The sequence below is a fragment of the Diplocloster agilis genome, from assembly GCF_019042275.1.
In the GTDB taxonomy this organism is placed as follows: Bacteria; Bacillota; Clostridia; order Lachnospirales; family Lachnospiraceae; genus Diplocloster; species Diplocloster agilis.
On record NZ_JAHQCW010000007.1, the window covers coordinates 40654 to 53923 of the forward strand.

General features: G+C 41.1%; 10 protein-coding genes and 3 pseudogenes. 2 read left to right on the forward strand and 11 right to left on the reverse strand.

The window, feature by feature from the left end; translation table 11 throughout:
* Positions 1 to 45: 45 nt before the first annotated feature.
* From KTH89_RS06065 to KTH89_RS06085, 5 genes are read right to left on the reverse strand one after another with little or no spacing between them, the layout of a single operon-like run.
* Positions 46 to 531: an amidase domain-containing protein gene (locus KTH89_RS06065; RefSeq protein ID WP_238721047.1), complete on the reverse strand. Its 486-nt coding sequence runs from the start codon at positions 529 to 531 to the stop codon at positions 46 to 48.
* Between the two features lie 35 nt (positions 532 to 566).
* Positions 567 to 1172 (reverse strand): TetR/AcrR family transcriptional regulator, encoded by a 606-nt coding sequence (locus KTH89_RS06070; RefSeq protein WP_238721048.1) that lies wholly within the window; start codon positions 1170 to 1172, stop codon positions 567 to 569.
* Positions 1156 to 1815 carry a hypothetical protein gene (locus KTH89_RS06075; RefSeq protein WP_238721049.1) on the reverse strand — a complete coding sequence of 220 codons (660 nt, stop codon included), beginning with the start codon at positions 1813 to 1815 and terminating at the stop codon, positions 1156 to 1158. Before KTH89_RS06075 ends, KTH89_RS06070 begins: the two co-directional genes overlap by 17 nt.
* Positions 1812 to 2339, reverse strand: a complete 528-nt coding sequence (locus tag KTH89_RS06080) for a hypothetical protein (RefSeq protein ID WP_238721050.1) — start codon at positions 2337 to 2339, stop codon at positions 1812 to 1814. The genes KTH89_RS06075 and KTH89_RS06080 overlap by 4 nt, the downstream gene beginning before the upstream one ends.
* Positions 2340 to 2385: 46 nt before the next feature.
* Positions 2386 to 2622, reverse strand: coding sequence for a hypothetical protein (locus tag KTH89_RS06085; RefSeq protein WP_238721051.1), 237 nt, complete (start codon positions 2620 to 2622; stop codon positions 2386 to 2388).
* Positions 2623 to 2831: 209 nt separating this feature from the next.
* Here KTH89_RS06085 and KTH89_RS06090 point away from each other — a divergent pair, with 209 nt between their 5' ends.
* Positions 2832 to 4343: a DUF362 domain-containing protein gene (locus tag KTH89_RS06090; RefSeq protein WP_238721052.1), complete on the forward strand. Its 1512-nt coding sequence runs from the start codon at positions 2832 to 2834 to the stop codon at positions 4341 to 4343.
* Positions 4344 to 4577: 234 nt separating this feature from the next.
* Here the strand turns inward: KTH89_RS06090 and KTH89_RS06095 are convergent, their stop codons facing one another.
* Both KTH89_RS06095 and KTH89_RS06100 read right to left on the reverse strand, forming a co-directional pair.
* Positions 4578 to 4982, reverse strand: coding sequence for a bacteriohemerythrin (locus KTH89_RS06095; protein WP_158341917.1), 405 nt, complete (start codon positions 4980 to 4982; stop codon positions 4578 to 4580).
* Between the two features lie 319 nt (positions 4983 to 5301).
* Positions 5302 to 5832: pseudogene (locus tag KTH89_RS06100) on the reverse strand (sugar O-acetyltransferase); the annotation flags it as partial.
* 258 nt (positions 5833 to 6090) lie between these two features.
* Here KTH89_RS06100 and KTH89_RS06105 point away from each other — a divergent pair.
* A complete protein-coding gene (locus tag KTH89_RS06105; protein ID WP_238721053.1) occupies positions 6091 to 6801 on the forward strand; it encodes an SDR family oxidoreductase in 711 nt (236 codons plus the stop codon).
* A gap of 215 nt (positions 6802 to 7016) precedes the next feature.
* Here the strand turns inward: KTH89_RS06105 and KTH89_RS06110 are convergent.
* The 4 genes and pseudogenes from KTH89_RS06110 to KTH89_RS06125 all read right to left on the reverse strand — a co-directional run.
* A pseudogene (locus KTH89_RS06110) lies at positions 7017 to 7463 on the reverse strand (KilA-N domain-containing protein); the annotation flags it as partial.
* Positions 7464 to 7799: 336 nt separating this feature from the next.
* Positions 7800 to 8143: pseudogene (locus KTH89_RS25185) on the reverse strand (hypothetical protein); the annotation flags it as partial.
* A 196-nt stretch (positions 8144 to 8339) separates the two neighbouring features.
* Entirely contained in the window at positions 8340 to 12086 is a 3747-nt protein-coding gene (locus tag KTH89_RS06120) for an nSTAND3 domain-containing NTPase (protein WP_238721055.1), read from the reverse strand.
* Between the two features lie 161 nt (positions 12087 to 12247).
* Entirely contained in the window at positions 12248 to 13258 is a 1011-nt protein-coding gene (locus KTH89_RS06125) for a virulence RhuM family protein (RefSeq protein WP_238721056.1), read from the reverse strand.
* Positions 13259 to 13270: the final 12 nt, after the last annotated feature.

Below are 13270 nucleotides of genomic sequence, written 5' to 3' on the forward strand. Positions count from 1 at the left end.
CGCAGCGGGCATACCCCAACCCGAGGAAGAACCACTTTCCGGCCGTTACCAGGTCCGCACCCCGGCTATATGTAGGAACCGGGCTCTGTCATATGTGTAGCTGCTCAGCGGCCGCATATAGGCGTCATAGCTGTGAGCGGCTACAAAGATATCTTCAGCTGTTACCGCCACGATGACCGGGCTGTGATAGAAGGTGCCGTCCGCCCTCCCCAACTGTACGATATCCCCTGGATTCACCCGGTTCCTGTCAGTCTCGGACGCATAAGGCCCCACCCCTTTATTCTTTGTAAGAAAATCGTAGAGATATCTTACGCCGGTCCAGGATGGGGTCCGATTATTGGCGGAATAGTAGTACCATCCGAAAGTTTTCGCAGGATTCATAGTTTTACATCCGGCATAGAGGCATTGGGACGCATAGTTGGTGCAGTCGCCTCCCAGCTTCTCAAAATCCAGGTAGGCCGGATTTCTCTTAAATGCCCAGGTCCGCGCATATTCTACCGCGGCTTCCCGATCGTAAGATTTTTCTTTCATTCTGAACTCATTCCCTGATATCCATTTGTAGTATTCTATGCGGATGCCAGGGAATCCAATACCATATCCAGATATTCCCCTATTAAATGTTCCGTCTGTTCCCCGGACGGCTGTTCCGTGACGATTCTGCTGATCAGGCCGTATGCCCCGCTCCAGATAACCTGAGCCCGAAGCTCGATCTTTACATCCCGGAAGCATCCGCTTTCCACCCCTTCCCGCAAAGTGGCGCACAGGGAACCGATGCTCTCTTTTTTATCGCCGGTTCCCGTGGAGAGTATATTGACCCTCTCTTGTATGGCGGTATCTTTGCTCTGCATCAGCAGCAGGAAAATATCCCGTTTCTGTATCATGAGCCGCAGGTAACCGGTCAAGCCGTTTCTCAGGCGGACGGCCGGATCAGTATCCTTAGCTGTTTCGCGGATCACCGCCAGGATCTCCTGATACCCTCTTTCGACAATGGCTGCCAGAACCGCTTCCTTATCTTTGAAATAGTGATATAAAATACCCGGTGTCTGGTTCAGTCTGGCTGCTATTTTTCGAACGGAAAGGTTTTCTATCCCTTCCTCTGTTATAATTGTCTCCGCAATGTCCAGAATTTGTTTTTTCTTTGCCTCTATCTGCTTTTCATCTTTGATCTTCATGGTAAATACTCCTGTAGGGACTCTCTGCCTTGTAATCGATCCCCCGCCGCTTCATATCCCTTATCATAGAACGGTTCATAGAAAACGCCATCGCTTTTAAAACCGGTGCCGGTATTTTGATCTCTGCCGCCTCGTAGATCTTCGGATCTGCATAAATTCCTTTTTCCACACAGGCCGCAAATATCTCCAGCTGTGTTATCACTTTTTTGCCGTTTGGCAGGTGTTCCGGCGGCCGGCCGTCTAACATAGCGCCAAGCCCCATGACAAAGCCTCCCATATATTGCGCGTTACACTGGCCTGCAAACAGTTTCAGGCTTTCCAGGCCGTGTTCATGAGTATGCAGCGTCGGCATGCCCCCCTGGATGATCCCGTATATCTTCTTACCGGCCATACAGGCATGTCTTTTCAACAGATCAAACACAAACAGCGCATCTGCCGGATATGTCATGATATAGCAGGGGCCTGAGAATACAAGAACATCATATCCGCTCAGCCACTCCTCCCGCTCATCATCATCCGCCTGCAGAAGATCCGGGTAATGATAAACAGTTCCGGGGTGGCTTAGCATACGGCCGGTCATTTCGGCCAGCATCGCGCTTGTGCCCGCTTTCCGGGGACTTAAATTTATCCATGCCGTCTTCATAATAATTCCTCCACTTTCTTCAATATTTCGGAATCACTTCCGGCTGTATAGCCGCATCCGGTCAGCTGTGTGAGCTGATACATTTCATTTACCAGCCGGAGGAATATCGCTCTCTGCCCGGTATCCGGTATCGTCTGATAGCCGATTACGTAATAATGTTTCAGATCCGGCGCTTTGCTCCAGCCGCCCCCTTTTTTCAATTTCCCGTGGTCCACCCGATAGAACCGCGACCCGGCCAGGCCGAATTTATCCAACACCCGCTTTACCGCAAATGAATAACTCCCGTAGCTGATCCCGGTAAGAATCAGTACCGTATCGCTGTTTAAAATTGCCGGATAAAGCCGTCCGGTATCATCTCTTTGCACACACGCGCCGGGCGTTATGTATACGCAGCCGTTGCATCCGGCACATTCCTCAATCTGATAGTCCTCTACATTGTAGTAGGCAAATGGTATCTTCCGGCTTTTCAGAAGCTGCGGTACGGACTCATCCAGTTCCCTTCTATCTGATAATATGGTAATCATTTTTTTATCCCTTCTATGTTTGTTTATAAATTAAACATTGTTTAATTTATATTAGTATATTATCATAGGGATATTCGGATTGCAAGAATATTTGGTCTTTTGCTGTTATTTGGTCTTTTGCTGTTTTTCGGTCTTTTGCCAGCTTGATTACATTCTTAGCTGCATAATCAGGATTCTCTTTTTCATCTCCGGGCGGATACACATCCCGTTGGGGTAAGAAACCTGTGCGGCGCCCCTGATTTTCTGTTCCTGATTTTCTGCTCTTCTTTTTCTGCGATTGCATTGGAAAATTATTACTGCTATACTGATGAAAATGGCTTTTACACTACATACTATTATCGTAAGTAACCAGTAATCCTAAAGTTACCAGTATCCTAAAGTTACCAGCATCCTAAATCACCAATATCCTAAATCACCAATATTCTAAATCACCAGTATCCTAGTAAATACAGCAGCTAGTCGTTCAGAATAACACCATGGAGGGAGTACAAAATGAAAAACAAACGGACAGGCCGGAGGCAAATATGTATCATCTTTCTTTTCTCAGTCCTCTTATGCAGCGGATGCGGGCAAAAAACAGGAAACGGAATTCCCGAAGCCCCCTCAGGGATAAAAGATGTATCCCAGGCCGCTTCCTCTCCCTCGCCCCAGACTCCGGTTCCTTCTGTTTCCCCTGCACCGGCATCCGGTTCCGCGGATGCTAACGTTGCGGAACCGAATGCGGACGCGCCGTTTGACGGTTCCACAGTATGCATTGTCAAATCTAACAAAGAACTGGCTTCTGAGATCACCGCTGAAGAGATCGAAGATATGGTGCGCTCCGTCACCCCGGATCTGGATACCATCGTCCGCAACGGGCAGACCGTAGTACTGAAACCCAATCTGGTGCAGATGAAAGTAGACTCCACCGGGGACTTGCTGGGTCGGGAAGTAAATGGAATTACTACAGACTGGCGGGTTGCCAACGCCATCGTGAAGCGGGTCCGGGAGTTAAACCCGGACGGTAAAGTATATATTATGGAGGGCTCCGCCTCCGGCCCTACCAGCCAGGTAATGGAATACTACCACTATACCCCGGAATATATAAAAGGCGTGGATGATTTCATCAGTCTGGAAGAAGACTGCGGCGAATGGCAGGACTTTGACGCTCCTGAAGTAATCAAGGTTGATTTACCGGAAGGCCTGCTGCACCAGACCTATTATTTCAACCGGATCCTATACGAAGCCGATGTCCTGATCAGCATCCCCTGTCTGAAGACCTCTTCCGGCGTGGTAGTCACAGCCGGAATTAAAAATGTAAGCCTGGGTACACCGCCGGGGAATCTGTACGGCGCAGCCCCCGACAATCCCAGCAAAGTGAAAATGGTTTCTCACAAAATCGTCGACGGGGAGCTGGATCAATGGATCTATGACTATTATTGTGCAAAACCCATCGATTACGTCATCGTGGACGGCCTGCAGGGATTCCAAAGCGGCCCCGTTCCTATGTCTCAGGAAAGAAAAGAAACCGACAAGATGAACATGGGCGTTATCCTCGGGGGCAGCGACGCCGTCGCCGTAGATAACATCTGCGCCCTCTGTGTCGGCTGGGATCCGCAAAGTGTGGGGTATTTGAACCTCTTCCGCGAAAACAAGGGCCTGGGCTATCTGGAAAATATAAGGGTAAAGGGGACCTTTGTAGACGATCTGCGCAAATACTTCACGATCAAAAGACCGGAACTGGGCGGAGTCCAGATCACTGACGATCAGGGGCCCGCACTCTCTGCCGAAATTATAAGCCAGGACGACAGCAGGCTGGAGCTTTCCTGCCATACGGACCAGGATGCCTATAAACTGGAGCTCTATGTGGATGATTATTTCAACAGTTCCTCCCTCGCAGAACAGGACAATACCATCACCTTAGATATCAGCGGCTTTTCATCCGGTTCCCACACGCTGCGGGTGATCATGTATGATCGTTTTCTGAATCGCACCGAACAGAGCCTTGTACTGGTCATAAATTAAGCTTTTTGCATTTCCCAGGGGAGCGCAATCGCCCGGGTGCGCATAGGGCGGGTGCGCATCCTCTTAGTAAAATCGAAAAGACGGTTCAAATCGGAAAGCCGGGTTCAGGATGACCGGCGGACTTCACGTCCGACGGGCAAGAGCCATTCACCGGGAACACATGAAGTGTTTCTGGTGAACAGGCTCGGTTCCTGAACCCGGCTTTTTAATTTCACTTAGCAGAGAACTTCATCATTACAGGCTTCTTATGAACTCCGCCACCTGTTTATCCCAGACCTGGATGTGGTTCAGAAGCCAGTCAACGACATTTTTCTTTACCGCCGCTACGAAAGCGTCGCTTGGCCCTTCTTCTTCCTCCAGCATCTCACGCAGTGAATCCACAGCCCCCGCGAAATGTTCATGCTGCTTTTTATGCGCATCCAGAAGAGGATAGCTGTTCTCCTCCTGGAGCTTTTCCTCCGCGGAAAAATGGAAATCCACATAATCCATCAGGAAATCCAGCGTCCGGATCGCGGAATTCTTCTCTTTTCCGGCAGCGCAATCCTCGGTAAGCTTATTGACCCTTTCAATCAGCTCCCGGTGCTGTGTATCGATTAATTCGTTTCCCGTTATCAGGCTCTCGTTAAATTCTATATTCATGCTTTACAACCTCCTTGATTACATATTGTTTTTATTTATATCAGCTTGGGAATACCGCGTCTTTTCCCATTTACGGAATCTATGATATCTCTTTATCCTCGCTTTTTATGAAACTGTGGCACACAGCGCATTGGAAGCTTTTGGTCATGACTCTGCGAATAGCGCCGTCCGCCGTTTCCTCTACGTTCTCCGTCTCGCTGAACTCTACGTCCTGCATCGCCTGGCAGTGGGGACACCACTCTTTCAACGGCTGAACCCCGTCCCCGTATCTTGGATATTTATCTCTGTCCGCCTCTGTGATCTCGCGTACCGGTCTGCATGGATTTCCCACCGCGATTACGCCGGACGGAATATCTTTCGTTACTACACTTCCCGCGCCGATGATTGTATTATCCCCGATGGTCACCCCCGGCAGAACGGATACATTGGCTCCGATCCATACGTTATTTCCCACCGTAATCGGATAAGCGATCTCCAGTCCCCGGTTTCTCTGCTCCACATCCAGCGCGTGGCCCGCCGTGGTGAAACAGCAGTTCGGAGCGATAAACACATTATCCCCAAAGATAACCTTGGCCCCGTCGAGAATGATGCAGTTGTAATTGGCGTAAAAGTTATCCCCAATCTCCACATTATATCCCAAATCACAGTGGAATGGAGCTACGATGCAGAAACGGTCTGTTGTTCTTCCCAGGATTTTCTTGATGATCTTTTTTTGCTCTTCTACCTGTGAGGGACGCAGCTGGTTATACTCGTAGCACATATCCATACAGACCGTGCGGGATTCGATAATCTCTTGGTCATAGTTGGCATCGTACAGATAGCCGGCCGCCGCTTTTTCTTTTTCCGTCATATCTTACCTCCTTTACGTCTTATTCTTCAGGCTGTTATGCCTGTTTTCTGATTTTCAGTGCTTATATTTTAGTGTATAACACTATGGCTTGATTATATGACGTGTTACTCTTACATGCAACCCTAATATACAGTTTCTTTTATTGTGGAAAATTTCTGCTTATAACTGCCTGTTTTGCTAAAGACATGCTGAATAATCCGGCGGAACATGCTATACTTCTTATCAGATAGATGATAATCGGCCGGAGGTAAATAGCGTATGTTCACGGATAAAGTAGTTGTAATAACAGGCGGCGCGCACGGGATCGGGAAAACAACCGGCGACGAATTCAGAAAGAATGGTGCTCATGTATGTGTGATAGATAAAAGTGAAAATGATTATTTTACCGGAGATATCGCAGAGGAACAGACTCTTTGTACCTTTTCTAAAAAAGTAATTACTGAGTTCGGCCGGATCGATTACTTGATCAATAATGCTCTGCCTATCATGAAAGGCATTGATTCCTGCTCGTATGATGAATTTAATTATGCATTGAGAGTTGGTGTGACCGCGCCTTTCTATTTGTCGAAGCTGTTTCTTCCATATTTTTCAAAAGATGGGGCGATCGTCAATATTTCCTCCTCCAGAGACCGCATGAGCCAGCCCTATACGGAGAGCTATACGGCTGCCAAAGGCGGGATCTCCGCCCTGACTCACGCGCTGGCAGTCAGCCTGGCCGGCAGGGTGCGGGTCAATTCGATTTCCCCGGGCTGGATCGATACGGATTTTACGGAATATACAGGAGCAGATGCTGTACAGCAGCCGGTTCACCGTGTTGGCACCCCTATTGATATTGCTAACATGGTTTTATTCCTTTGTTCGGATAAGGCTGGTTTTATAACCGGGGAGAATATTTGTATTGACGGTGGGATGACGAAGCAGATGATTTATAGCGGGGATTATGGGTGGTCGCTGGATTGTTCGGATTAGGGAGCTTCTCATTAATGAAGTCAAAACTAAATCATTTCTTGCAAAATCTTTCAACGTTACCTCCCACTTTGTTCATAATCTTATCATCATCTCGGCAGCCTGCACATGGCTTCTTATGATATCAATGCTTGTAACACACCAGATAATTCATTCCACATGATGATAACATAGTAGGCTATTTTTCCGGTATCTTCATATTTCCTTCACTCCTCCATTAAACGACTATTCTCATCTGTCTTTAATCTCCTGTAATCCTTCATAATATACAACTGAAACTCGGGAGAAATCCAAGTTGCAAAAGACATAGCAATATCGCTATGGGCATACGTTCCGCCATAACGCCCCGATTTTGAAACAATACCAACAGCATCTGTCGCCTCTATCCATTTCTTAGGCGACATTGTAAATGCGTTTGCTCCTGCCTGCTTTTTAACCCCCTCGAATTCGAGGGGGTTAAAATCTGGATTGTGCAACCTTTCCCAGAGTCCCTGAAACTCTATCACATCACGATTTCTCATCCAGTTTTGAATAACTGCTGCCGGGTCATCACTCTTATACCTAGCAATATCTGTCAAAGAAATAAATTCATTTTCAAAATCCTGCGTATAAATCCCAATTTCTAATCCATTTGCATGAATTGTATCTTTAATTATTTTCCCCATTGCTCCTCCATATCATAATCTTATTGAAAAACCTTATCTTCCTTCTCCTTAAGAAATTTCTGCTGAATAACTATTCAGTCCACATTTCCCGATACGTCTCAACATAAAATTGGATACACCTCGGATATACATATAAATATCTTCGACACACTCGCTTGTACAACTCCAATACCTTTTCATCACAGGCAAAGTCCAGTAAATAATCTAACAAATGCGACAATTCATCTTCTGACACTATTCTACCGCATGCATTATCCACTAATGGAAGACAAACTTCGTAAGCTTTTTGATTCAGTTGGACAATCTGCTCCGCAATCTGAAATATTCCTTCATCCATTAAATCACCTCAAAATACTTAAGAGCATCCTTTATCGTTTTTATCTTTTCCACATTGAATATTTTCTCGGTTGCTCCAAATCCTCTACCGCTTTAGGTGCATCGTGCATTGTTAAACCTAAAGACCGCTTTACTTCAACAATATACGCTGTATGTACTTAGAATCCGTATTTCTTTTCAACATACTCCTGTATCATTTTATGTGATTTTCGGTTTCGGCTGATATTTCTTTGCCTGTTCTGCAATAGCATCCAATGGCACCTTCCCCTCACCATCCCTAGCTCAATCTTCACCTTTATATGACTATATGGTGATTAGTGGGACAAAAGCACGATACTTTCAACTTGATTATCGTTGTCCAAACTCAGTTCCATATCATCTCCAGCGATTGAAAGTTTGAATAGAACAAAATTTAACAAATTCAGCTTACTTAATAAACTTAAATCTTTGAGGCTATCTTCATTTTAAGATTAATGTGTCATAAAATGGCTATTTCTCACCAGTCTCCCCTGTTTCCCTGACTTTTCTTATATTTGTAAATCACCCTCTTAATATTTCATCAATTTGTTCAGATTCAATTTGCTTTTTCAAACAATCAATTTTTGTTTCAATATAATTTTTATGCTTTATCCATTTTAAACCTATACAGCTTGGAAGCAATGCTTCAAGGAACTCAATCCAAGCAGAATACATAGGTACTGCACTACCTGACCAACTGTAAGAAGTAGGCGTTAATGGTATTCTTTCAAAATCTTCAAATAGCGGATTATTCTCGAGGAATAGCAAAATATATTCCTTTTTTCTTTCGGTTTCTAATTTTGATATAACTGAAAATAGACAACACATTTTTGTTTCATCGTTGGAAAACCTCTGAATGCATTGCCGAATCCACTCATCTTGTCTTTCCAACAAATTTTGTTCATTTTTAATTGGTACTAATAAAGACTCCAAAAAATATGGTACTAATATCTTGGGAAATTGACACGTCTTTATTATCTCTTCAAAAATCTTATTATATATTTCTATAAAATCATCCAATTCAAAAAAACAACTATTCCTTTTTTGATAATCCCTAAAAGAACCATTATTTTTATTTACTAAACAACTTATATACTTGTCCAGTATAGAAGGTCTAGCCAAATATATTTCTCTCAGGAATTGTCCATCATAATCCTGATAATTATCATTTGACAGCATAGCACAATACATTTCTTCAAGCAATTCCAGATTACAATTAAATTTGGAAATTACTTCCTTTGGTGTATTATGATAGATATTAAATAACAAATCAAAATAAATATGCACTATAAAGGGGGAATACTCCATCTTAGCTAAAATAATTTTACATCCCTTTATCAAAGCTCGTTCATCTATTATATTGTACTTCTCCAAAAAATCCACATCACGCATTGATGATGAAGTAATATCTTTGTCAGAAGTATCTTTTAAAAAGTTATATAGCCCACGTAGATGATTTTCGGTAATTAAATCTAACGGTAATTCATGATAATATGCATACAGCCACGCATTTTTCTGCTTATAATCTTCTTCAATAATAATCTGATATACTTCTGAATCAGACAATAAGGAAAATAGAACGTCCAACAAGTGATATGGGTGTAAATTATTTGGCGTATCCTTTTCTATGTAATATTTAATTGCATCAACATAGCAATCTTTTTTAGGAGAAATAGCATCAAAAGCAATTTTTAATCCTTCTCCAACCTCCCAAGAGTGACCATCAAGCTCTGGGATATCATTGCAAACATCAATTAACCCTTTGAACATTTCTAAATTGCAATTTGAAACGTATTGCTCAATCAATTGCCGTTTTAGTTTTTCATGTTCTTCATAATCAACTTCTGCTTTGTAATCTGCTCCTTTAAGAAGAAGATATAGTTGAAGATATTCTCCTTCAAAATACTCAGCAAATAATGATTCACAATAGATGTTCATACTATTGAAAACTTGCACTATTCTGTTCACTAAAAGACAGTTTTCTAATTCATCAGGTGAAAAATTTGACTTCAAAATTGAATTAATATACTTTAAATCAAATTGTAAAACTGGAATACTTATATCCTCAACAGTGCCACCATAAGAACTGAGGATTTTTCTAACTTTTACCCTATACTTTTCAGTCTCACATAAGAAGGATAAAGATTCCCAAATTAGCTTTCGGTATTTTTCAACGCCTTCAGATATGGCTAATGGGATTTGATATATAGTAATTGTATTCTTTCGCCCTTCCTCCGCTGGGGAAAAATGCAATTTCAAAAAATTTTCTGCTATTTCTAAAAAGAGAATAACAACGGATTCTTGTTTCCAGTCATCTGAATATTCTATTATCTTCTCCAAAAAAGTTATTTGTGTGCAAAAATCATAGCGTATAGAATCTTTATTAATACCAAAATATAGATTAACTGCGTGGTAAAATTCCATATATAAATCTAGCCGCTTAAAATAATATTGGAAAAACAAATCACACGCGGTTGGCAAATCAGTCATATATGCAAAACCACCAAGAATTTTGAGGATGTCATTTGTAACATTCTGATAATTTTTCCCTTTCTCAGTATCAATATTATGCCATTCACAAATCACACCTTTTTCGGTTTCAATTTTGTTTTGCAAAATCAGAAGTGTTTCTGTAGGATTAATACGAAAAAACACTTTGACAAATTCAAAAAAAACTGGGGATTCTTCTGTTGATAATTCATCCCACAATATTTTTATTTCTTTCTTAACAAAATCGAAAAGAGCTTCATTTCTGAATATATTAAGTAATGTATTAACAGAAGATACCGTTCGCTCTCTATAACTTTGAAAACAAACTTTAATCATCTCCGACAGACTGAGTAGTTTTTTATCAAAGAAAACATATTTTAGCAAATAATTAGATAGGCATTGCTCAGAAAAATGAACTGCTTTATCATTGCAAATATCGACAATTTCCTGCTCGTGAAGCATGCGAATATTTTCAATAAACTCATCTCGATTTAATCCTTTTTCCTGCAAAATCGGCAAAAATGCATCAATGTGTTCTAAATGGATTGCCTCTAAAAAAGCAACTATACCAGCAGCTATGCATATATGATTGTTGACAAGCAATTGATTGTCCTCTAAGGAATATCCATAATAATCTTCATATAATTGTGACACATCATTAATAGAATCCAAACGGTTTAAATTACATGCTACTTTCCCCGCAAGTATGGCAATACGAGCATTTCCCTCTGCAATTCTTATGATTCTTTCATGATAGTCTTGATTTAGAATACCCAATGAAGTTTTAAGCAATTTTTTAATCTCATCATCCGTAAATACATTTATTTTAATAGTTTCATATGAAGTAATTTCTCGAACATCATTTATCACTTTTTGAAGTGCATAATCCCTCACTGTAATAAGTATCTTTACGTTATACCCCTCTGGTTTCATCGTGACATAACGGATAATATGCTGTAATCCTGACAATTGATTTGCATCATCAATAAAAAGGAAATAGTTTCCAGGGTCGTCTATAAAAAGCTTTAAGTCCTCGTATATTGGTAAAGCATTACTGTGAATACAGTAGACCTTTTCATTGTTAGTATCTGGGTGATTTTTCACATAATGCAAAGCTAAGCGAGTTTTTCCCGTACCCGCTGAACCGTTGAGTATAACAACATCCGCTTTCAGAAAAGCGTCGCCAATATTTCTAAATTCTTTTTCTCTAAATAAGAATTTAGTATCAATTGGAGCCGCCATTCTATTCGAATTATAACGATTAATAAAATCGTCACACGATTGAATTTGATCAGTACTTATTGATATCCCCAAAAAATCACGAGAAAGATTATGATGGAAAAGATATATGTCTTCTGCAAGTTTATCAATTCCAATAACCGTAAGTTTGATTCCAACATCTTCACATAAAGCTTTTACCTCACTATCTTGAACGGGTGTAAGATTTGATGAAGTATGGCAATAAATAATTTCAGAAATTTTATCATGCGGAACGCCTGTCTTTGATGTATTAAGACATTTTTCAAGGTCGTTCTTGATTTTTACAAATAGGCTTGCCTTTTGAGTCGTGTATTCTACAAAAACATACTTTCCATTTGATGCAACAAAATAAGTATCTGGTGTTCCTAGGGTGGTCTTTCGTGTACCTGCTTCTCCACCAAGAGATACTATATTAGGATAGCCGATTTTATATAAATAAGAATCACAAAGATTTTGAAATGACCCTGCATCCAATTGGAGAATTTTTTGTTTGATACTTTCAATATTAGCGATAATCAACACCTCTATTATTTGAAATCATTTTAACTTACTAAAATTATCTTAAAATATTTTAATGCATCCTCAATTGCCTGTTCCTTTTCTAACGGCACTTGTGGAACTTTTGATTTCCCTTCACCTGAATTATAATTGATTCGTTCTATCAGTCCATATTTTCTCGATCAGTTATTACCATTTTTCTTCATTGTGCTGTGAATACTTTTAATAGTTTGCAAATACTCCTCTTCAACTGGCGACAAGTTCTGTGCCTGATATTTTCTATACTCTTTTGTTGCTTTTTCAATTGCCTGTGCATGACTAATCGTTCCAGCTCCCTGTAATACCTTTTCCCCTGTGGTTTTTAAAACATTATCAAGATGTTCTACATAATTTGCCATATACATAGGATTATGACGCATAGCTTGAATTTCCGCAAAATCAAAGTAACCTGAAACGATATTGTTTAAAATTTTTAGTTCTTCGTCATTAAGATAATTCTTTGCAATACTAATATCTTTTAATACTGGAAAATCACCAGAAAAACTTTTTAATCCCATAAAAGGCTGTTCTGCATCTGCACGCTCATATATAACTTCCGCTGCTGTATGTCCATGTGCTGCATAATGTAATTTGTTTTGCACCATTTTAAAAAATGCAATGGATTCACTACTCTTGGGATTATAATCAACACTTGTCGCATACAAATCGAGCACTTGACGATACATAACCTTTTCAGACGAACGGATGTCTCGTATGCGGTCTAGCAGCTCTTTCCAGTAGTTTCCACCACCCAGCTTTTTTAACCTTTCGTCGTCCATCGTAAAGCCTTTTATCATATATTCTTTTAGGCGCTCGGTAGCCCATCGCCGGAAATTTGTGGCGATTTTAGATTTCACTCTATATCCAAGAGAAATAATCATATCAAGATTATAATGTATTGTATTATAGCTTTTTCCATCAGATGCAGTTGTTCGGAATTTCCGAACAACTGATTTTTCATCTAATTCTTCATCTTCAAAAATATGCTTAATATGCTCACTGATGTTAGATTTACTGGTTTGATAAAGCTCGCATAATTGTGCCTGCGTGAGCCAAACGGTCTCGTCTTCAAATTTAACATCTATTTTTGTCTGTCCATCATCCGTTTGATATATGATGATTTCACTGCCAGCAATATTAGAGTTATTTTTCATCTTCAATCCTCC